Raw genomic sequence first — 18551 nt, forward strand, 5'->3', positions numbered from 1 at the left:
GCATCGGCCTTTTCACCGGAGCGCGCAGGAGCCCTCCTCGCCTTCCGGCCGCTACGCCGCCGACGCCTCCATCCGCTTCCCGATCCACCTGATCACGGGGACGGCCATGGAGTTGCCCAGCGCCTTGTAGCGCGGGGTGTCGCAAGCGGGCTTGCCGCGGTATTCCACATCGGTCCAGCCGTCCGGGAACCCCTGCAGGCGCTCGCATTCGAGCGGCGTCAGGCGGCGCACGAAATGTGGAACGGCGAGCATAGAGGCCAAGGGTTCCTTTTTGAGCAAGTTCCCGCCCCGTGACCTTCTTTTGGCAATCATCCACGACGGCCCTTTTCTTTGCAAAAGTGATGCTCTGACATTGAGCCTAAGAAGGGTCTAGGCAGGGCAGCTTCTAGAAAACCCAAATTTCTTAACCGATAGTTGAAATATTTCCATAGGTGGTCGAGAGATGATGCACGCGGAGCGAATATGAAGTCTGCCACTTAGTTGTCCGGAAGTTGGACAAGCCATCTTCGGAATCTGGCATCAAAAGAAACAAGTTTTTTCCCAAGAGGGATCAACTTCACTCGTAATAAGCCACTTGCCTACAAGGCAAGTATAGGCTTTTGCAATGGTCGATAAGCGACATATGGTAGGTGCCAGAATAAGAAATCTCCGGGAATCCAACGGATTATCTCAGAGAAAGTTCTGCATGATGATCGATATGAATAGAACTTATTTCAGCGAAGTTGAAAAAGGAAAGAGAAATATATCCTTAGACAATTTAATCAAGATAGCCGACGGGCTTAATATTGGTCTTGAGGATCTATTCCGGGATATGTAGTTGTTCTAAGGGGTGTCTTCGAGGTAGCCGTCTCCGAAAAGGCGCCTCGCCTCTTCGTCGGGTATGCATTCGAGAATGTCTCCTGGTTCACACTCAAGGGTTTTGCAAATTGCATCCAGCGTTGCAAGGCGAAAAGCCTTGATCTTTCCGGTTTTGATTCTGGAAATATTTGAAGGGTCGATGTTCAATCTATTTGCAAGCTCTCCTACCGACATTTTTCTATCGGCAAGCATTCTGTCCAGTCGAATAACGATAGCCACATTCCGCTCCTAAACAGTTTCGTCGGAAAGTTTTTGGAGGAGGGCGCCGTATTCGAAAACCAGAGAAAAGCAGATGCAAAAAAGCCCAAAAGTCAGCAATCCTATGTTGATCGGGATGCCTTGATACTCGTTTGCCTCGCGCATGCTAGCCCCTATGGCTATATCTCCGATATCTAGGATTGCGAGAGTTTCAGGAGATAAAAGCGTTTGCAAGGCAGTGCTTGCGAGCAAGATAGCACCTAGCAGTTTTAGCCTATTCGCATGTTTTTTGGTAAAGGGGGATATCTTCAGAGACATATCTTTGAAGATAAAGTATGCCACCCATAGTGCGAATGCCATGCAGAACCACAAGAGGAACAAGGAGAGCAAGCCTAGGGTAGATGTTTGGACGGTTGTGTCGAAAGGTGCTGCCATTTGGCTCGCTATCCCAAGGCAAAGTACGGAGATCCCTATTAATGAAGTTGCGCTAGCCAAGACGGCAAGCGCAACTTTTCCGATATATCCAAATCTCGCTACTTTCGAAAGCGATCTTTCGATTCGGCAGAATCCTTCGCCTGACATCCGGCGATCCTCCTTGTTTCTAAGACGCGATGCTCTCTCAATATACCATTATCTCGCCAGCCTCTTTGCGCGAAACGTCCGGACGTGGGCAAGAAGGCAGCGTCTTTCGGAGGTGAATACCGGTGAGGATTTAGAAGCCTAGAACGATGCATATATCCTTAAAGCCGATGTAGCTGCACGCTCCTAGTGTTTCGGGGTTTGAGTAAAAAAGCATGGCGCATCCCTTCTCTTAGGTTGGGTTTTATGAATGCTTGTTCAAGAGTATCTCGCTATCATTGGAAACGTTCGCGTGCCTTTTTCTCAATCAGTGAGAAAAACTCATAGATTCAAAAGCGACCAAACTGCTTGAGATGTTGAGAAGAATCTCCATTCTTCTTCGCGCATTACCATGATATTGAAATTGCGCATTTCACCTATAATATAGCGAAATACGCAATTTCATTTGTATGGGACATCCATGAACATATACCAACTTCAGTACTTTGTAGAAACCGTGCGTTGCGGAAGCTACGCTCGCGCGGCGAAGAATGTGTTCCTGTCCCCATCGGGTATTTTGCGGGCTGTTGGAGATCTTGAAAAAGAACTGGGGATAAAACTCGTCGAAAGGTCGGGAAGAGGGGTCCGGCCAACTTCGCAGGGCAGAATCCTGTACGAGAAAGCGCTCGAGGTTATTGACGAGGTAGATGATTTTCGATCTCTTGCAAAGGCCGTAGCAGCAAAGCCGAACATTGCGCATCCGATATCGATCTCGATTTGCGCAACGCCTTATAGGGGAATCGTGTTGAGCCAACACGTGCTCGATGCCGTATACAAGTTATGCCCCAAGCCATCATCTTCAATTTATAGGGGCACAAGCAGCACGTGTTTGGCCGCCTTAGAAGAGGGAGTTGTCCAGGCGGCGATCGTTTTGGGGCGAGTCGAGAAGGGATGGGTGTCTTGTTCTCGCCTCTTTTCTTTTTGTCCCCAGGTGGCCGTGTCGAAGAGTCACCCTCTGGCCCTTAAGAAGGATGTTGCCCTCTCCGATCTGCTTGATTACCCAATAGCTCGCCCTTATGATTTGCGGTACAGCTTTAAGGTGATCGCAGAGGCTTTGGAGAAAGCTGGAAGAGGGCTGCTTTACGAAGAGGTTTTCCCATCCGAGGAAAGCCATATAGATTTTATGCAGCGGGATAAGGGAGTGGTTTTTGTCGCTTACGACGCTTCTTTGGAATCGATTTATCCCGATGCGTCTTTTCTTCAACCAAGAGATTTCGGAGTCATGATCCCTGTTTGTTTTGTTTACGATCGCGAAAACGGCGGGGAGGAGATTTCCTCTGTCAAGAATCGGCTTGTCATCGCATCGAGATTCCCTCATTTAAAGCAACGCTAGGATTCTAGTAATCTTTTTTGCCTTTGGTTTGCTGCGTTTTTCTTCGCTATAATGAATTAGTGGACGGAAATAAGTGATCTTTTTAAAGTCTCTTTCTCCGGGAATCAAGCGATAGGTGCTCGATATGGATGGTAAGCAGGTCACAAGCGCGGAGCTTGTTTTTCAAGCTCTGGATTTGATCAGTAGAGCGTTCTATTCTAAGAATGAGAGACGGGAAATCGATGCTCTTGAGCGCGGAGTTATAGAGCAGGTTGCTTGTCAAGCTTATGCAATTAAAGTGGAGAAGGGTTTGCTGTAGATAATGGAGGGGCGTTCCGAGAAGAAAAGAGTGGTTTCTAGGAGAGCCGAGCCCTTCCCTTTCCTTCTCTGAGCCTCGTAAGCCTTGCCTTCTTTGCGTTGATCTTTCTGCGTATGCAATCTATTTCCCATTTCTCCATTTTGACTAGGTGATCGTACTCCTCCCTTTTCGAGTTTCGCTTTCCCTTGCCTCTCGGTTGAGGCATCTCTGGTTTTGGTGGATATGTGATTCTTTCCAATGTTGAAGCGGCCAAGAGTTTTTCAATGTTGGCCGAATCTGAAATCTTGAAAACCATGTCAAGTCTCTCATCGTATTTCTTTAGTAGCTCTTTTGCTCTGCAGACGGGGCATAATCCAGATTTGCCGTAGAGCTTGGTTCTCCATGTGGCGCATTGCGGACACCATGTCAAATTTGCTCGAGCGCTGTTAAGGTGAATGCCGGAGCCAAGCTTGTTCATTCGATAGGCTTTCGAGCGGACGGAGGCTTCGCTTCTGCCCAGGAGAGTGCATAGTGTCGGAAAGGAAATGTTGTCGGCGTTGTTCGTTAAAAAGAGCTCTTCCGGTTTTGACCACTTTCGTTTTTCAATTCGAGCACTGGTCATATCGGGTCTCTTTCCTTAGGTTGGGTGATGCTGTCTGCCTGGGCGCTATTTGGAAGGTGGGATTGGGCGGGGTCCAAGCGAATTGAGATGGGCAACCTGCTTGTTTGAGGGCGTGCGACTCTCGGAAGCACTGCTTTCGGATTCGGGGGTTCTCGGCACCTATGGATGTTCCTTTTTCTGGGGTTCCAAGTAAACCTATTGGAAGGCAACGCTTTCTCAAGATAAGTGAGTAATTGTAATGATTGCCAGGGGGCTTGGCTTGCCGTCTCCGGACTTGTTCTATCGATGAGGTTCAGGCGCGTTCTGTCGAGAAATCGTAGAGGCGCGAATAGGAAAATAGTCCGGCATAATCTCGCCTTTCATGGTTGCCGCAATGTTGGGCGTATGCGGCAAGAGGGGTGGATCGTGGTGGGCGATTCTGCTGCAATAGGAATGGCAAACTCGTTGCGTCCTTTGAGCGCTCGTCGCGAAAAAGGTAACGCCATGCCTAGCCTTCTCTCCCAAGGGCCGCGCAGCCGGATGCTCGCGGCAGAGAAAGGAGAGATCATGTCAGCAGAAGTTCTCGAAGCCCAAAAGTGGCTGAACTCCACGTACGGCGGCCGGGCGGGCTACCAGCGCGTCGAGGAGACGGGCCTTCCCGGCTCGGCCACGTCCGCCGCGCTCGTCTCGGCGCTTCAGATCGAGCTCGGCATGAGCACGGTCACGGGCGTGTTCGGGGAGCAGACCGAGGCGGCGTGCGACGCGAACCGCATCTCCATCGGGGACTCGGGCAACCAGGTGAAGATCATCCAGTACGGGCTTTTTTCCAAGGGGTACAACCCCGGCGAGGTCACGGGCATCTACAACGGGACGACGGGGCTCGCTGTGCAGAGCATCATCGCTGACGCCGGCGTGTCGGTCCTCGCCGACGCCTCGATCGGGTCCATGGCGATGAAGGCCATTCTGGGCGTTGACGAGTACAAGCTCCTCGCCGGAGGCGATCCCAAGGTCCGTTCCATCCAGCAGGACCTCAACAGCCGTTACCGCTCCTACTCGGGCCTGTGCGCCTGCGACGGCTATTATGGCCGCTCCACCAACACGGCTCTCATCTACGCCATCCAGGCCGAGGAGGGCATGCCCACCGACATGGCGACCGGGTTCTTCGGCCCCTCCACCAAGACCTACCTGCCCGACCTGTGGCAACCCGGCCAGTGGGGGATGAACGGAAACTACACCGACGCCCAGATCGCCAACTTCACCAGGCTCGCCCAGTACGCCCTCTACTGCGTCGGCGTGGACCGCTACACGGGCGGCTCGGGCTCCAAGTACGATCCGGGCGCGATGAACGGCAGCCAGGGCGCCTCCACTCTGTCCGCCCTCCACGCCTTCCAGTCCGACTACGCGCTCGCCCAGCGCGACATGGTGGGCCTCGACGAATGGATGGGGCTCCTCGTGAGCACGGGCAACCCCAACCGCGACGGCCTCGCCTGCGACTGCGCGACGCAGCTCGTGACCCCCGACCTCGTGGCCGCCCTCTACAACGACGAGTACCGCATCGTGGGCCGCTACCTCACAGGAACCGTCGGCGGCGGCGCGAACAAGCGACCCAAGAACCTCACCTCCTCCGAGATCCAGACCATCTTCGCCGGAGGGATGAGCCTGTTCTGCATCTTCCAAGATGACGCCGACTGGTGGCAGGACCACGACGACCTGTCGGGTTACTTCGGCTATTCCCGCGGGTTCAGCGACGCGCAGAAGGCTGTGAACGCGGCGTATTCTCTTGGCGTCCCTCGCGGAGAGTACATCTACTTCGCGGTCGACTATGACTTCATGGAGGGCGAGGTATGGAGCAAGGTTGTGCCCCACTTCCAGGGGGTCAATGCCTATATGGCCGCCGTCGGCAGTCCCTACAGGATCGGCATCTACAGCGCCCGCAACACCTGCGGCATCGTGTCGGCCCAGGGCCTCGCGTCGAGCAGCTTCGTGTCCGACATGTCCACGGGCTACTCGGGCAACCTCGGGTACCCCCTGCCGTCCAACTGGGCGTTCGACCAGATCCAGGAGTACACGAACTCCGCCGGCTTCGGCATCGACAAGAACGTGACCTCCGGCCGCTACATGGGGTTCTCCAGCGTGACGGAGGGTCAGGTGCCACCAGGGGCTTGCTACCTAGTTGACCTTGACTACTATAGTACCCTCAAAGAAAGCACTAGCACGATGAGGGATATCCTTTGGAGCGATGATTGGCTCGGGCGTTCTTCTGCTGATTACGGCAGTGGTTTGGCGACGGCGGCCATGGCTTTGAGCGCCCTCGCTTATTCGGATTCTGGGCTTGTTTCGGCAGGGCTGCAGAAGATCGGTTTTCCTTCCGGAAGTATTTTTTCGGGCAGCGTCGCCGGCGAAGGGCCTGTCGGTTATCATTTTGCATCGAAACGGGTGACCGTAGGTAGTTCGACGGCCAACTTTGCAGTTGCAATTATTCGAGGGACGTCAAACCGGGCAGAATGGGAGTCTAATATGGACATGTCCGGCGGATCTGCGACTGCGAGCGAGCATCGTGGTTTCAGGCTTGCCACGGATGGCGTGTACGAGGCTTTTATCTCCTGGATGAATGCTCATGTACGGTAAAGAAGCAAGCAACCGAAAACAATAGATAGACCGCCAGCACTACACTATTCCGAACCAAAGACCAAAAGATAAGCATTTTGAGAAAATCTAAACTTTTGGATTTTCCTACAATGCCGACTACGGCGGAATCCCTCCCACTCCTTATATATTTCTTTCTGTATACATTGAATTTGTATTTAGTAAAATGCAGACAACACCACGGATCGGCTTTTGGCTGGACAATTCCAACCAAACACCGCAGCAGACAGTAGAAACCATTCTGAACGTTAGGAAGCCGGTATGATTGTTACATATAAGGGGAAGAAAAATTTCTTTTAGATACTTGTTTTCCTAAAACTGATGTGATATAATAATTCAATTCCAGAAAATAATAATTCAATTCCAGAAAAGGAGTAAAAAATATGCGGCAAGGTATTCTTAAATAAAACTATAATCAAATAGTGGGAACAAAGGATTATGATAGTCCTTTTTGTAGGGGCTTAGTTTTTTGTACCCAATTTAAGAATACTTTTGCCTTATCAATTTTGACATATCCCCAAAAACAGCACTCACAAACAGGTGTATGCTGTATATGTGTATGTCCGCAAATTATCATCCCCAGTGGTAAAAGTATTTTACTGCTGGGGATTTTTATGCCCTTCGGGGCAGTAAAGGGAGGACAATCACATGAAAATAATCAATATTGGAATTCTTGCCCATGTAGACGCTGGAAAGACGACCTTGACGGAGAGCCTGCTATATGCCAGCGGAGCCATTTCAGAACCGGGGAGCGTCGAAAAAGGGACAACGAGGACGGACACCATGTTTTTGGAGCGGCAGCGTGGGATTACCATTCAAGCGGCAGTCACTTCCTTCCAGTGGCACAGATGTAAAGTCAACATTGTGGATACGCCCGGCCACATGGATTTTTTGGCGGAGGTGTACCGCTCTTTGGCTGTTTTAGATGGGGCCATCTTGGTGATCTCCGCTAAAGATGGCGTGCAGGCCCAGACCCGTATTCTGTTCCATGCCCTGCGGAAAATGAACATTCCCACCGTTATCTTTATCAACAAGATCGACCAGGCTGGCGTTGATTTGCAGAGCGTGGTTCAGTCTGTTCGGGATAAGCTCTCCGCCGATATTATCATCAAGCAGACGGTGTCGCTGTCCCCGGAAATAGTCCTGGAGGAAAATACCGACATAGAAGCATGGGATGCGGTCATCGAAAATAACGATAAATTATTGGAAAAGTATATCGCAGGAGAACCAATCAGCCGGGAAAAACTTGTGCGGGAGGAACAGCGGCGGGTTCAAGACGCCTCCCTGTTCCCGGTCTATTATGGCAGCGCCAAAAAGGGCCTTGGCATTCAACCGTTGATGGATGCGGTGACAGGGCTGTTCCAACCGATTGGGGAACAGGGGAGCGCCGCCCTATGCGGCAGCGTTTTCAAGGTGGAGTATACAGATTGCGGCCAGCGGCGTGTCTATCTACGGCTATACAGCGGAACGCTGCGCCTGCGGGATACGGTGGCCCTGGCCGGGAGAGAAAAGCTGAAAATCACAGAGATGCGTATTCCATCCAAAGGGGAAATTGTTCGGACAGACACCGCTTATCCGGGTGAAATTGTTATCCTTCCCAGCGACAGCGTGAGGTTAAACGATGTATTAGGGGACCCAACCCGGCTCCCTCGTAAAAGGTGGCGTGAGGACCCCCTCCCCATGCTGCGGACGTCGATTGCGCCGAAAACGGCAGCGCAAAGAGAACGGCTGCTGGACGCTCTTACGCAACTTGCGGATACTGACCCGCTTTTGCGCTGCGAGGTGGATTCCATCACCCATGAGATCATTCTTTCTTTTTTGGGCCGGGTGCAGTTGGAGGTTGTTTCCGCTTTGCTGTCGGAAAAATACAAGCTTGAAACAGTGGTAAAGGAACCCACCGTCATTTATATGGAGCGGCCGCTCAAAGCAGCCAGCCACACCATCCATATCGAGGTGCCGCCCAACCCGTTTTGGGCATCCATCGGACTGTCTGTTACACCACTCCCGCTTGGCTCCGGTGTACAATACGAGAGCCGGGTTTCGCTGGGATACTTGAACCAGAGTTTTCAAAACGCTGTCAGGGATGGTATCCGTTACGGGCTGGAGCAGGGCTTGTTCGGCTGGAACGTAACGGACTGTAAGATTTGCTTTGAATACGGGCTTTATTACAGTCCGGTCAGCACGCCGGCGGACTTCCGCTCATTGGCCCCGATTGTATTGGAACAGGCATTGAAGGAATCAGGGACGCAACTGCTGGAACCTTATCTCTCCTTCACCCTCTATGCGCCCCGGGAATATCTTTCCAGGGCTTATCATGATGCACCGAAATACTGTGCCACCATCGAAACGGTCCAGGTAAAAAAGGATGAAGTTGTCTTTACTGGCGAGATTCCCGCCCGCTGTATACAGGCATACCGTACTGATCTGGCCTTTTACACCAACGGGCGGAGCGTATGCCTTACAGAGCTGAAAGGATATCAGGCCGCTGTCGGTCAGCCGGTCATCCAGCCCCGCCGTCCAAACAGCCGCCTGGACAAGGTGCGCCATATGTTTCAGAAGGTAATGTAAAGATACATAATCGTCAAGACGGCAACAATCAGAAGTTATGGAGGGTAACAATGGAACACAGAGATGAGCTCGTACGACCAATTGCATTCCCTGATGAACGATCACTTCAAGAAATTGGTCGGAGAGGATCATCTCAACTATACTGGCGCTGCGGAAACATCCGAGTTCATCGCGAATGTCGGAAATTATGCGCCGACCGTCCAAGCCTATTATGAGACGAGGCACGGAGTTGGCCAATTGACCACGTACGAGTACTTCATGAAGCTTGCCGGTGTTGTGGGAGGTGGAGGCGATATCGCCGACTTTTCGACGGCTTCTGCAAGCTTTCCTGATTTGGCGGGGTACCTTATTGCGGGGGGTCTGCTTTCGCCTCGGATTTTCCATGCTCACGGCCCCGAAACGTACCTTTCGTGGTTGAAAGCATTCTCCTCTTAGAGGATCATTGGCAGATGCAAGATGGGAAGGTCTAGGCCGTCCGCCGCGCGGACGGCTGGGCTTCCGGCGCGGGGGCGGCGCCCCCGCGCCGGGGCCGGTCGCGAGGAGGCTTCGTGTTCGTTCGGACTTGCACCCTGCTGGAATGGCTGGCGATCCCCTCCGGGGCGGCGCTCTGCCTGGCCCCTGCGGCGGTGTTCGCCGCGGCGTTCTGGGTCCCGATCCTGGCTGGGCGGGGGAGGAGGAGCCGTCCCGTGTCGGCGCCCCTCGGGGTGGGGGCGGCTTCCTGCGGGAACGCCCTGCTCGCTCTGGCGGCCACTGCCGCCACTCCAGGGGGGTTCCTCGCGAAAAGCCTCCTGTCCTGGGCCTTCCTGTCCCCTTACCTGTGCGCGAGCGTCGCCCTCGCGGCGTCGTTTCTCGTCTTCCTGGCGACGTGCCGCAGGCTTTCCTACGAGCCCTACTCGTACAGCGTCGGGCGGGTGGCCGCGTCGGCCCTTGTGTTCGAGGCGGCGTTCGTGCCCGGCGTCCCCCTCGTGGTGCTCGCGATGTCCCTCTTGTGAGGTCTCCTCCCGTCGGGCGGGCCTTCGCCGGGGGCGTCGCGAACGCGCCCGGGGCCGGGAGGCGAAGCCGTCGGGGCCGTCGGGGCGATTGCGGCCGCCCTCTGCCTTTCTCGCGCACGGCCCTTATGCCCTCGCCCATCCCCCTCGCTTCCTTCGAGCCGGGCCCGCCGAAGGCAAGCGACGGAACGTCGAAGAGGAGGATCGCCCCGCCCACCTCTTTCCGGTCCGCGGCCCCGGGGCCTCGCCGGCCCGGGGTCCGCGGCGGGCCTCGCCATCCGCGGCGCCGCGAGGTAGAATGCCGTTGAGTTCGTCAGGCGGTCTTCGGGGAAAGCGAGGCATCGGCGATGGGGAACACTTCGAAAAGGGTGCCGCTGTTCTGCGCGGCGTCGCTCGCGTGTTCGCTCGCCTTTGCGGGCGCCGGATGCGCGGAGGGGGGCGCGGTCTCGGCAGACTCCCCCGTGGTGGCCGACGGAGTCACCACCTCCGAGCCGTTCCTGTCGCCCATGTCCTCGCGGGAGGTGCTCCTCGACGAGGTGACGAAGCCGACCCTCGTCTCCCTGGTGTTCTACCAGGCGGGGACGGCGGAGGGCGTGGTGAGGGACATGGAGGGCCAGCCCGAGCGCGAGTACTACGACGAGGACGTCCTCCGGAAGTACCAGGAGCGCGAGGAGCGGGTGACCGACCTTCTCGCGCGCGTCGTGTCCATGGAGGCGTCCGACACGGAGGCGCTCGAGGCGGCCTACGGGGAGCTCCTCGACATACTGGAGGTGGACGAGAGCCCGGGGATGTGGGAGCGCCTCGACGCCGAGGAAGGGGGCGGCCGTGCGTAGCGGCGCGAGGGCCGCGGCCCTCCTTGCGGCGGCGGCCCTCGCCGCCTTTCCGATGGCGGGCTGCTCGCAGGAGGGGTCGGTCGGCTCCGGGGAGGAGCGGGAGGATGTGTCCGACGAGTTCGGCTACGTCCCTGAATGGTTTGAGGAGGACGCCCGCGTCGAGCCGTTCTCGAAGCGCGCCCTCACGGAGAAGCTGTTCGTGTGCATGAACTGGCTCGAGATGCTGATCGAGACCGAGTACGACCAGGCCCTCGAGGAGGGCCGGGCGGACTCTCCGAAGCTGCTCGCCCTGCAGGAGGACTTCGGTCAGATGGCCAAGGTGCTGGCTCGCGTCGTCTCCGCCGATGAGGACGACATGGAGGCCCTGGAAGCCGCATATCAGGACATGAGGGCCGTCATGGGCCTCGATCAGGGCCAGGGGACGGCGGCCACCTCGTAGGACGAGTGCTGGGACGGTCCCGGAGGGGCGGCCCCCTCCGGGCCGGGCGCGGGGCCCCGGCTAGATCGCCCTTCCGTAGCAGGCGCGGAAGCGGTCGATGCGGGCGCCGTTGCCGGCGTAGTCGTCGCCGGACCCGCTGTGGTCGTAGAGGTCGTGCATCTCGGGGAGCCAGACGCCGCCGACCGTCGCCACCTGGTAGCGCACCATGAGAACGCCGACGTCGGGGTTCGTGGAGTCGGTCCAGCACCGTATGCCCGTGATGGGGGAGCCGTCTCCGGCGCAGCCGTACATCTCGTCGTAGATGTTGTACTGGCTCACGGGGGGCAGCCATCCGGACGCCTCCGTGCGCACTTGGTAGTACCCGCAGTAAATGTCCATCGCCACGTACGTGATGGGCTGCCCGATGTTCCCCGCGAAGTCGTCGCCGACGGGGCCGGTGTCGCTCCAGTTGACCATCTCGGGCAGCCAGCCGGCCTGGGCGGTCTTCACGCGGTAGCGGAGGTCGGGGAGGCCGCCGCTCGGCGGCTGGACCCCGCCGCCCTCGCCGACGTAGCGCAGGATGCCGTCCCATGGGGCGTCGTAGTAGTGGACGATGCGGGACTCCCATCCGGTCTGGTCGCCCAGCTGGCCGTCCACGCCGCCTCCCTCCGGGCCGTAGAACTCGGCCAGCTCGTCGGGGTACGCCGACGTGCACATGGCCGTATGGCCGTTGCCGGACATGCCCCGTCCGTGCTCGTTGAGGTAGATGTCGCCCCGCTGAGCGATGTAGGACATGGGCATCCACTCGAAGTTGCCCGTGGAGCACATGCAGTTCTTCATGTTTCCCGTGTACGTCGCGCCGCCGCAGTCCACTCCGGCGGCCTCGTAGGCCGAGATGACCGCGCTCGAGCAGTCGCGGTCCCCTCCTGCGAAGCTGTACGTGACGCCGTCTATGACTATCGACTCGGTCCCGGTCCCGTATCTGCCCGGCTGGGAGTAGCCGTGTCCGCCGCCTCCGTCGTGGGTGCACAGGTGCTCCATGATCTGCGCAGCCACTTCGCTCTTGCTCGTCATTCTCACCACGCTCCTTGCGTCTGGGCAGACCCTTCGTCCGCCTTCGCGTCCATCCTGCTCGCGGCGTTACCCAAATCGATGGCTTGGGCGCGTGGTCGCTCTTTGCCGCGGCAACCGCAGCGAAAAACGCTCTTCCTCGCATTCCGGCTTCGAGCGCTTGTAGGGTCTTGGGCTTTCTGACGAGCGCGAAAAAAGTAACGCCTTGGAGATACTTCCCTCGCTTTGGTGGCGAGAAGGGAATTTCTTATGGGCGGGAGCATGCCGAGAAGAAGCTGGACCACTTCGGAAGTGCGTTTCCTCAAGAAGTGGGCTGGCCGGATTTCGGCAAACGAAATCTGCGAAGCCCTTGGAAGAAGCAAGGCCTCCGTGCAAAGCAAGGTTTGCGAGCTTAGGAAGGGCGGAGAAGGCGTCTCTCTTAGGCACTACGAGTCCGTGCTTGTCTGGTGCCCGAACTGCGCAACGTGGAGGACGAAGGTGTTCAAGGGCACCGGGCTGTGCCTCGTGTGCCGTTTAAGGAGCCGGGTCGATAGGTGTCGACGCCGGTGCGAAGAGGCCCTTCTGGAGCTTCCTGACGAAGCGCGCGCGGAATTCTTGTCGAAACAGTTCAAAAGGGGAAGCAGCATCCCTCCGAAACCCAAGATGAAAAAGGCAGACGGCTCCTCGGAATACGAGAGGCGCCGGTGCGAGGAGGAGAACGCTGTCGCCATCGAGGAATGGGAGGTCTCGTATCTCAGGAGAATGGCCAACGCGGAGAAGGCAAGGCTTTATCGCATCCGCGAGAAGGCGAAGGGCGCCGAGAAAGAGGCTGCGGCGATCGCGCAAATGGTTACGCCTGACGAGAATGGGATTCGCTAGCTGCTGAACCGCGGGGAAAGGGCGGATTGTGGGCAAATGTTCGGAACATATTCTGCACGAGTACAGGATAAAGGCGCTTGAAGAGAAGATCGCGACCGATCATGAAACCATGGAGGGCAATTCGCGGGCCATCGATGCGAGCAACGCGAAGATGGACTTCGTTCTCAAGGACGTGAGCGATCTTGAGCGAAAGGCGGACGACGCCGAAAGCGAGCCAAAGGAGCTTTTGGCAGCTTGGAAGCTCGCGGTTGCCGCCGCCGTCGCCTCTCTCGTTGCCAATGCCGTTTTTAGCGCTTTGTTCGAAAGGTGATTAGCATGTTTGGAATAGACTGGAAATCGCGGGTGTCCAACAAATCTTTCTGGATCGCCCTGATACCGGCTCTTCTCATCTTGGCCCAATTTGTGCTCAAGGTGCTTGGCGTCGAAGTCGACGTTTCGGCGATGGAGGGCGACGCGATAGACCTTGTGAACGCCGTTTTCTCCGTTCTCGCAATTTTCGGAATCGTGGTGGATACGTCGACTGAGGGCATATCGGACGAGTCCTGCCGAGCGAAAAGGGAAGGGGGCTTGAAATGATCCGGAGGGGGCTTTGCTTGATCGAGGCGTGGGGAAGCGGGGGGAATCCGCTGACGCAAAACAAATGATGCCGCTTCCCCGATAGGCAAAAGCAGAAGCCCCTCGTTCCATGCGCGGGGCTTCTTTGGCGGTTTCGACGGTTTCGGCATGGCTGATCGGTCATGCCGAACCGTTTTCCTATTCAGGGACGGAGAAATGCCCGCAGGCCCAATTGGCCTCCATCCGCTTCCCGATCCACCTGATCACGGGGACGGCCATGGAGTTGCCCAGCGCCCTGTAGCGCGGGGTGTCGCAAGCTGGCTTGCCGCGGTACTCCACATCGGTCCAGCCGTCCGGGAACCCCTGCAGGCGCTCGCATTCGAGCGGCGTCAGGCGGCGCACGCAGAGCTCTTCGAGCACGTGGCTCGCCTGCTTCGCGCCGGGGCTCGCGGCGAGCGCCCCGACGTGGTCGCCCTTCCCGCCGACGAGGCGGAGCTCGTCTCGGACGTTCTGGGCGAACGCGACGGGGCCGCCGCCCGGGCAGACCATGGGCCCGCCCTTTGCTGCGCTTGCGGTGAGGCTCCCGCACAACTCCTCGCCGATCGACGCGTTGGGGTTCGTGGGGGCGACGCACAGCGCGTCTGCAGGGCGCCCTCCGGCGGGTGCCGCCACGGCGTGCCGGTCGGCCGCAGTGAGCGTGTACATGCCGGCCTCGTCTGGGTCGCAGAAGCCTTGCCCGTTGCCCCCGTTCCCCGGCGCGCGCCCCACGGTGTTGCCCGCTATTCCGTAGCACACGGCGGGGCAGCGCCCGGCCGTCATCGTGGGCGAGCCCTCCTCGACGTACCCTATCCCTTTTGCGGCGGGAGGGGCGTTGAACCGGAAGCCTGCAGAACGAGGGCCGCCCTGAGCCTTGTCGGCAAGGGCCGCCCTCTTTTCTCTGCTCGTCGGAGCATCCCAAGGCATGCTTTCGGACTCAAATAGTACTTCGCAGGCACGGGCGGCGCTTCCAAGCACGCCGACAAGGTAGACACGCTCGCGTCTTTGGGGTACGCCGAAAAACTGCGCGTCCAGCACTCTCCATGCCAAACCGTACCCGAGTTCATCCATCTTCCCGAGCAGCAGCTCGAAAGCCTTCCCGTCCTCGCACGAGAGCGCCCCCGGGACGTTTTCCCACAAGAAGCATCGAGGCATGATCTCGCGTACCGCTCGAATGTACTCGAGCATGAGCCCGGATTCCCCTTCGAGCCCTGTTCGGTTCCCGGCAACCGAGAAGCTTTGGCACGGGCTCCCTCCGACGACGATGTCCGCCTCTCCACCCAGATCCCTCCAATCGACGTCTCGTATGTCGCCCAAGTTAGGCACGCCCGGGAAGCGCGCGGACAGGACGGCGTTGCAGAAGGGGTCGATCTCGCTGAACGCGACCGCGTCCCATCCGAGAGGCCTCCATGCGCAACCCGCCGCCTCGATCCCCGAGAAGAGGCTGACGTATCTGATGGCCGCTTTCTTTTTGCGGCTGGCCGGCGCGACGCTGTCCATGGGCCCCTGCTCCTTCCTCCCGTCCCTTCGGCGAAGGAGGATGCCGCCGAGCCGTGTGCGCCGTTTCTCGCTTCCCTTCGGTGGTTGTGCGCCGTTCTGCGCGGCACCTTCCTTCCTGGCCCATTGTCCCTCGTGGCGGGGATCGGGTCGGGAAGTGCCCATATGGACATCGCTCGGCTGCGGGGCCGCGCGCATGCGAAAACGGGGCCCCGGGCGTCGCCCGGGGCCCCGCGCGGATTGCCCGGTTTGGTGCGGCCCTTCGTCCGGGCGCGGATGCCGGTCGGCTAGGCGTCGCGGGCGATGCCGGCCTCCCTGATGCCGTCGGCCAGCTTGGCGGCGTCGGCGGGCGCGAGCTCCCCGATGCGCCTTATGAGGTCGTTGAAAGGCATCTCTATGGCTTGCGAGCACCGCACGGTGGACCGCCTCAGCAGTCCGGCGCGGACGAGGTCGGCCACCTCGAACTCCCCGGGCTCGTCCCGGGGCGCGTGGCTCGTCACCTTGACGGCGACGGCGACGAGCGCCCCTTCGTCCGCCTCGAGGATCACCGCCGGCCGCACCTTCTTCACCTCGGGTGCGTCCAAGAACCTGAAGCGGCAGAGCCACACCTCAAGGGGCTCAGGCGAGGCTGTCATAGACGTCCCCTTCCGGGTCGAGCCATTCGCTCGGCAGGACGGGGGAGCCGTCCTGCGTCTTCTGGGGTCGGTAGAGCCTCTCCCTGTCTATCGCGGGGAGCGCCGCGGCCTTCGGCGCCTTCACCTCGAAGGGGAACCCTCCGGCGGCCACGAACTGGCGGGCGAATATGTTCATCGCCGTGGCGCTCGTGATCCCGATGGCGCTCGCGGTCGCGTCCATCATCCTCTTCACGTCCTCGTCCATCCTCAGGCTCATCTGAGTGGTGGCCATGCGGACCGCCTCCTTCCTCTTGGCAGGTGCGTGTCCTAAAAGTATAGCAAATGGTATGTAGATCGCTTCATTTGATATCATTTTGACAACTCCTGATTCTCTGCTTGGAGGGGGCGGGGCCGTCCTTTCGCCGCCTTTCGCCGAACACGAGCTCCACCTCCCCTCCGGGGGACAGCCTCAGCCCCGCCTCGAAGGAGGACCCCTTCCTCGACCTGAGCCCCTTGGCGCGCACGGTCTCTCCGGAAAGCAGCTTTTCGACCTGGGACCCCGTGAGCTTCTTGCCGGCCACCGTCGGGAACAGCTTGAACCCGCATCCTGCCGTCAGGGTCCACGAGCCGTCCTCCTCCCTTCGGGAGCGGTTGCTGCTGCATTGGTAGACGCCCCCGGTTCTGACGACGGGGCTGCCGCACCGCGGGCACGCGCCCGCTTCCTCCGCTCGCCGACGGACTGTCCTTGCCGGATCGAACGACTCCTTGGCCGCGGCGACCACCTCCCGCGTATAGCACTCGATCCGGCTCATGAAGTCGCCGAGGGGCATCTCGCCGCGCTCGACGAGGGAGAGCGCCCGCTCCCAGCGGGCGGTGAGCTCGGGGGACTTGAGGCCCTCGTCCACGAGGTCGACGAGGGCCTCGCCGTCGGGGGTCGACACGATGGCGCGGCCCTTGCGCTCGGCGTACCCGCGGCCTATGATCTTCTCGATGATCGACGCCCGCGTGGCGGGCGTCCCCAGCCCTCCCGAGTGGGACGAGTCGTCGTCGATGGCGGCGCGCAAGTCGGCGTCGCCGATGAGCCTTCCGGCGTGCTGCATAGCCTCGAGCAGCCCGTCCTCGGTGTAGGGCTTCGGCGGGGAGGTCTCGCCCCTCTTCACTTCCACGCCTCCCAGCCCGAGGGCGCCCCCTCGCGCGACGTCCTCGGGGATGGGCGCGCCGCCCCTACCGGCGCCGCGCGCCGATTCTCCTCCGAGCATCGCCGCGCAGGCGTCCTCGACGGCCTCCCACGAGGCCTCCAGCGTCTCGCACGACGAGGCGCGCAGTTCGACGCCCCCGGCCCTCGCGACGATCTTGGTCCGGCGCCGCGCCGCCGGGGGCATGGTGGCCGAGAGCAGCCGGCAGCACACGAGGAGGGCGACCCTCCTCTCCCGGCCCTCCAGGCGCCCGAACGCCTGCGCGTCCATCATCCTCGTGGGGACTATCGCCCCGTGCCCGGACACCTCGGAGTCGCCGATGATCGCGCGGACGCTCGCCCTCCCCATGTCGAATGCCTCGGCGGCGGCCCCGGCCACCTCGGGCCGCGCGATTTGGGCGAGCGCGCGGGAGGCGTCCTCGGCGTCGCTTTCCAAGATGCGGCGCGATTCCGTGCGCGGGTAAGTGACCAGGCCGCGCTCGTAGAGGGACTGGAGGGCCTTGAGCGTCTCGTCGGCGGTCAGCCCGCAGCGTTTGGCGGCGTCGCGCTGGAGCGCCGTGAGGTCGTAGGGCGGCGGCGCCTTGGGCCGCTCCTCCCTCCTCTCCGCCGCTTCCACGGCCGCCGTCCCGGCCGCGCGCACCTTCTCGGCCGCGGCCTCGGCCTCCTCGCGCGAGCCGAACCTGCCGGACTCGGCCGCGAAGCCGCCGAGATCGGCTTCGACCAGCCAGAACGGAACGGCCTCGAACGACCGGGCCGCCCGGGTCCTCTCGACGACGAGGGAGAGCACCGCCGTCTGCACGCGCCCCGCCGTGAGTTGCGCACCGTAGAGGGACGCGTAGGCGCGCGTGGCGTTGAGCCCGACGAGCCAGTCGGCCTTCGCCCTGCCTTCGGCCGCGTCGGCCAGCCCGTCGTAGTCCGACAGAGGGCGCATGGCGGCAAGGTCCCTCTCCACGGCCTCCGGAGTGAGCGCCGTGCTCCAGAACCGGAGGGCGGGCTTCGGGCACCCCGCATGGGAGAGCACACGCCGGAAGATGCCCTCCCCCTCGCGGTCGGCGTCGCAGGCGTTCACCAGCTCCGCGACGTCGCCCCTTCCCATGAGCGACGTCACGATGCCGAGCTGGCGCGCGGCGCCGTCCTCCTCCGAAGGCTCCCAAAGCCACTCCTCCGGCACCATGGGCAGGTCGTCGGGGTTCCAGCGCCCCGCCCACTCGGGGTACCTGTCCGGAGGGGAGAGCTCGACCAGGTGCCCGCGGCACCAAGTGACCACGTCGCGCTCGCCCTCGAGGAACCCGTCCTCCTCCCTGTCCGCTCCGACCGCCCGCGCTATGGCCCTCGCGACGCTCGGCTTTTCTGCGACTATGAGCCTCTTCAACGGCTCCTCCTCTC

General features: G+C 59.7%; 21 protein-coding genes. 12 read left to right on the forward strand and 9 right to left on the reverse strand.

Features of this window, described 5'->3' with window-relative positions; genetic code table 11:
* Positions 1 to 51: 51 nt before the first annotated feature.
* On the reverse strand, positions 52 to 312 hold the full coding sequence (locus B5F40_RS04495; protein WP_087193184.1) for a DNA cytosine methyltransferase: 261 nt from the start codon (positions 310 to 312) through the stop codon (positions 52 to 54).
* A gap of 310 nt (positions 313 to 622) precedes the next feature.
* On the opposite strand from B5F40_RS04495, the gene B5F40_RS16615 reads away from it, so the two are divergent.
* Positions 623 to 817, forward strand: coding sequence for a helix-turn-helix domain-containing protein (locus B5F40_RS16615; RefSeq protein ID WP_255396403.1), 195 nt, complete (start codon positions 623 to 625; stop codon positions 815 to 817).
* Between the two features lie 5 nt (positions 818 to 822).
* Here the strand turns inward: B5F40_RS16615 and B5F40_RS04505 are convergent, their stop codons facing one another.
* Both B5F40_RS04505 and B5F40_RS04510 read right to left on the reverse strand, forming a co-directional pair.
* Positions 823 to 1077 carry a helix-turn-helix domain-containing protein gene (locus B5F40_RS04505; RefSeq protein ID WP_087193186.1) on the reverse strand — a complete coding sequence of 85 codons (255 nt, stop codon included), beginning with the start codon at positions 1075 to 1077 and terminating at the stop codon, positions 823 to 825.
* A 9-nt stretch (positions 1078 to 1086) separates the two neighbouring features.
* Complete coding sequence (locus B5F40_RS04510) at positions 1087 to 1638, reverse strand: hypothetical protein (RefSeq protein WP_087193187.1); 552 nt, start codon at positions 1636 to 1638, stop codon at positions 1087 to 1089.
* Between the two features lie 457 nt (positions 1639 to 2095).
* Here B5F40_RS04510 and B5F40_RS04515 point away from each other — a divergent pair, with 457 nt between their 5' ends.
* Both B5F40_RS04515 and B5F40_RS16175 read left to right on the forward strand, forming a co-directional pair.
* Entirely contained in the window at positions 2096 to 3007 is a 912-nt protein-coding gene (locus tag B5F40_RS04515; protein WP_087193188.1) for a LysR family transcriptional regulator, read from the forward strand.
* Positions 3008 to 3131: 124 nt separating this feature from the next.
* Complete coding sequence (locus B5F40_RS16175; RefSeq protein ID WP_162610892.1) at positions 3132 to 3305, forward strand: hypothetical protein; 174 nt, start codon at positions 3132 to 3134, stop codon at positions 3303 to 3305.
* Between the two features lie 37 nt (positions 3306 to 3342).
* Here B5F40_RS16175 and B5F40_RS15855 read toward each other — a convergent pair whose 3' ends face one another.
* Positions 3343 to 3906, reverse strand: coding sequence for a hypothetical protein (locus tag B5F40_RS15855; RefSeq protein ID WP_140396416.1), 564 nt, complete (start codon positions 3904 to 3906; stop codon positions 3343 to 3345).
* Between the two features lie 546 nt (positions 3907 to 4452).
* On the opposite strand from B5F40_RS15855, the gene B5F40_RS04520 reads away from it, so the two are divergent.
* From B5F40_RS04520 to B5F40_RS04545, 6 genes are all read left to right on the forward strand, one after another.
* Positions 4453 to 6513, forward strand: coding sequence for a glycoside hydrolase domain-containing protein (locus B5F40_RS04520; RefSeq protein WP_162610893.1), 2061 nt, complete (start codon positions 4453 to 4455; stop codon positions 6511 to 6513).
* Between the two features lie 666 nt (positions 6514 to 7179).
* Positions 7180 to 9099 carry a tetracycline resistance ribosomal protection protein Tet(W) gene (gene tet(W) / locus B5F40_RS04525; RefSeq protein ID WP_087193190.1) on the forward strand — a complete coding sequence of 640 codons (1920 nt, stop codon included), beginning with the start codon at positions 7180 to 7182 and terminating at the stop codon, positions 9097 to 9099.
* A 63-nt stretch (positions 9100 to 9162) separates the two neighbouring features.
* Positions 9163 to 9534, forward strand: a complete 372-nt coding sequence (locus tag B5F40_RS04530; protein WP_087193191.1) for a hypothetical protein — start codon at positions 9163 to 9165, stop codon at positions 9532 to 9534.
* A gap of 113 nt (positions 9535 to 9647) precedes the next feature.
* Entirely contained in the window at positions 9648 to 10091 is a 444-nt protein-coding gene (locus tag B5F40_RS04535; RefSeq protein ID WP_087193192.1) for a hypothetical protein, read from the forward strand.
* A 344-nt stretch (positions 10092 to 10435) separates the two neighbouring features.
* Complete coding sequence (locus tag B5F40_RS04540; RefSeq protein WP_087193193.1) at positions 10436 to 10921, forward strand: hypothetical protein; 486 nt, start codon at positions 10436 to 10438, stop codon at positions 10919 to 10921.
* The gene (locus B5F40_RS04545) at positions 10914 to 11360 is read left to right on the forward strand and encodes a hypothetical protein (protein WP_087193194.1); all 447 of its coding nucleotides are present in this window, start codon (positions 10914 to 10916) and stop codon (positions 11358 to 11360) included. The genes B5F40_RS04540 and B5F40_RS04545 overlap by 8 nt, the downstream gene beginning before the upstream one ends.
* Before the next feature lie 60 nt (positions 11361 to 11420).
* Here B5F40_RS04545 and B5F40_RS04550 read toward each other — a convergent pair whose 3' ends face one another.
* Complete coding sequence (locus tag B5F40_RS04550) at positions 11421 to 12413, reverse strand: peptidoglycan amidohydrolase family protein (protein WP_087193195.1); 993 nt, start codon at positions 12411 to 12413, stop codon at positions 11421 to 11423.
* 246 nt (positions 12414 to 12659) lie between these two features.
* Between B5F40_RS04550 and B5F40_RS04555 the strand changes: the two genes are divergently transcribed.
* The 3 genes from B5F40_RS04555 to B5F40_RS04565 are packed head-to-tail and all read left to right on the forward strand — an operon-like array spanning position 12660 to position 13844.
* On the forward strand, positions 12660 to 13268 hold the full coding sequence (locus B5F40_RS04555) for a hypothetical protein (RefSeq protein ID WP_087193196.1): 609 nt from the start codon (positions 12660 to 12662) through the stop codon (positions 13266 to 13268).
* A 28-nt stretch (positions 13269 to 13296) separates the two neighbouring features.
* On the forward strand, positions 13297 to 13578 hold the full coding sequence (locus tag B5F40_RS04560) for a hypothetical protein (RefSeq protein WP_087193197.1): 282 nt from the start codon (positions 13297 to 13299) through the stop codon (positions 13576 to 13578).
* A gap of 5 nt (positions 13579 to 13583) precedes the next feature.
* Complete coding sequence (locus B5F40_RS04565) at positions 13584 to 13844, forward strand: phage holin (RefSeq protein WP_087193198.1); 261 nt, start codon at positions 13584 to 13586, stop codon at positions 13842 to 13844.
* Between the two features lie 177 nt (positions 13845 to 14021).
* On the opposite strand, the gene B5F40_RS04570 is transcribed toward B5F40_RS04565, so the two are convergent.
* The 4 genes from B5F40_RS04570 to B5F40_RS04585 all read right to left on the reverse strand — a co-directional run bounded on the left by B5F40_RS04570 (position 14022) and on the right by B5F40_RS04585 (position 18537).
* On the reverse strand, positions 14022 to 15359 hold the full coding sequence (locus tag B5F40_RS04570) for a DNA cytosine methyltransferase (RefSeq protein ID WP_239442913.1): 1338 nt from the start codon (positions 15357 to 15359) through the stop codon (positions 14022 to 14024).
* Positions 15360 to 15643: 284 nt separating this feature from the next.
* On the reverse strand, positions 15644 to 15991 hold the full coding sequence (locus B5F40_RS04575) for a type II toxin-antitoxin system PemK/MazF family toxin (RefSeq protein ID WP_087193199.1): 348 nt from the start codon (positions 15989 to 15991) through the stop codon (positions 15644 to 15646).
* Positions 15975 to 16262, reverse strand: a complete 288-nt coding sequence (locus tag B5F40_RS04580; RefSeq protein ID WP_202914305.1) for a type II toxin-antitoxin system RelB/DinJ family antitoxin — start codon at positions 16260 to 16262, stop codon at positions 15975 to 15977. Before B5F40_RS04580 ends, B5F40_RS04575 begins: the two co-directional genes overlap by 17 nt.
* 67 nt (positions 16263 to 16329) lie before the next feature.
* Positions 16330 to 18537, reverse strand: a complete 2208-nt coding sequence (locus B5F40_RS04585) for a type IA DNA topoisomerase (RefSeq protein WP_087193200.1) — start codon at positions 18535 to 18537, stop codon at positions 16330 to 16332.
* Positions 18538 to 18551: the final 14 nt, after the last annotated feature.

It is taken from the genome of Gordonibacter sp. An230 (assembly GCF_002159915.1).
Taxonomy (GTDB): Bacteria; Actinomycetota; Coriobacteriia; order Coriobacteriales; family Eggerthellaceae; genus Rubneribacter.

What these genes read in the sequence shown, in the direction of transcription:
- B5F40_RS04495 (WP_087193184.1), bottom strand. Translation starts at nt 312, where the DNA reads ATGATTGCCAAAAGAAGGTCACGGGGCGGGAACTTGCTCAAAAAGGAA.
- B5F40_RS16615 (WP_255396403.1), top strand. Translation starts at nt 623, where the DNA reads ATGGTAGGTGCCAGAATAAGAAATCTCCGGGAATCCAACGGATTATCT.
- B5F40_RS04510 (WP_087193187.1), bottom strand. Translation starts at nt 1,638, where the DNA reads ATGTCAGGCGAAGGATTCTGCCGAATCGAAAGATCGCTTTCGAAAGTA.
- B5F40_RS04515 (WP_087193188.1), top strand. Translation starts at nt 2,096, where the DNA reads ATGAACATATACCAACTTCAGTACTTTGTAGAAACCGTGCGTTGCGGA.
- B5F40_RS16175 (WP_162610892.1), top strand. Translation starts at nt 3,132, where the DNA reads ATGGATGGTAAGCAGGTCACAAGCGCGGAGCTTGTTTTTCAAGCTCTG.
- B5F40_RS15855 (WP_140396416.1), bottom strand. Translation starts at nt 3,906, where the DNA reads ATGACCAGTGCTCGAATTGAAAAACGAAAGTGGTCAAAACCGGAAGAG.
- B5F40_RS04520 (WP_162610893.1), top strand. Translation starts at nt 4,453, where the DNA reads ATGTCAGCAGAAGTTCTCGAAGCCCAAAAGTGGCTGAACTCCACGTAC.
- B5F40_RS04530 (WP_087193191.1), top strand. Translation starts at nt 9,163, where the DNA reads ATGAGCTCGTACGACCAATTGCATTCCCTGATGAACGATCACTTCAAG.
- B5F40_RS04540 (WP_087193193.1), top strand. Translation starts at nt 10,436, where the DNA reads ATGGGGAACACTTCGAAAAGGGTGCCGCTGTTCTGCGCGGCGTCGCTC.
- B5F40_RS04550 (WP_087193195.1), bottom strand. Translation starts at nt 12,413, where the DNA reads ATGACGAGCAAGAGCGAAGTGGCTGCGCAGATCATGGAGCACCTGTGC.
- B5F40_RS04555 (WP_087193196.1), top strand. Translation starts at nt 12,660, where the DNA reads ATGGGCGGGAGCATGCCGAGAAGAAGCTGGACCACTTCGGAAGTGCGT.
- B5F40_RS04565 (WP_087193198.1), top strand. Translation starts at nt 13,584, where the DNA reads ATGTTTGGAATAGACTGGAAATCGCGGGTGTCCAACAAATCTTTCTGG.
- B5F40_RS04570 (WP_239442913.1), bottom strand. Translation starts at nt 15,359, where the DNA reads ATGGACAGCGTCGCGCCGGCCAGCCGCAAAAAGAAAGCGGCCATCAGA.
- B5F40_RS04575 (WP_087193199.1), bottom strand. Translation starts at nt 15,991, where the DNA reads ATGACAGCCTCGCCTGAGCCCCTTGAGGTGTGGCTCTGCCGCTTCAGG.
- B5F40_RS04580 (WP_202914305.1), bottom strand. Translation starts at nt 16,262, where the DNA reads ATGGCCACCACTCAGATGAGCCTGAGGATGGACGAGGACGTGAAGAGG.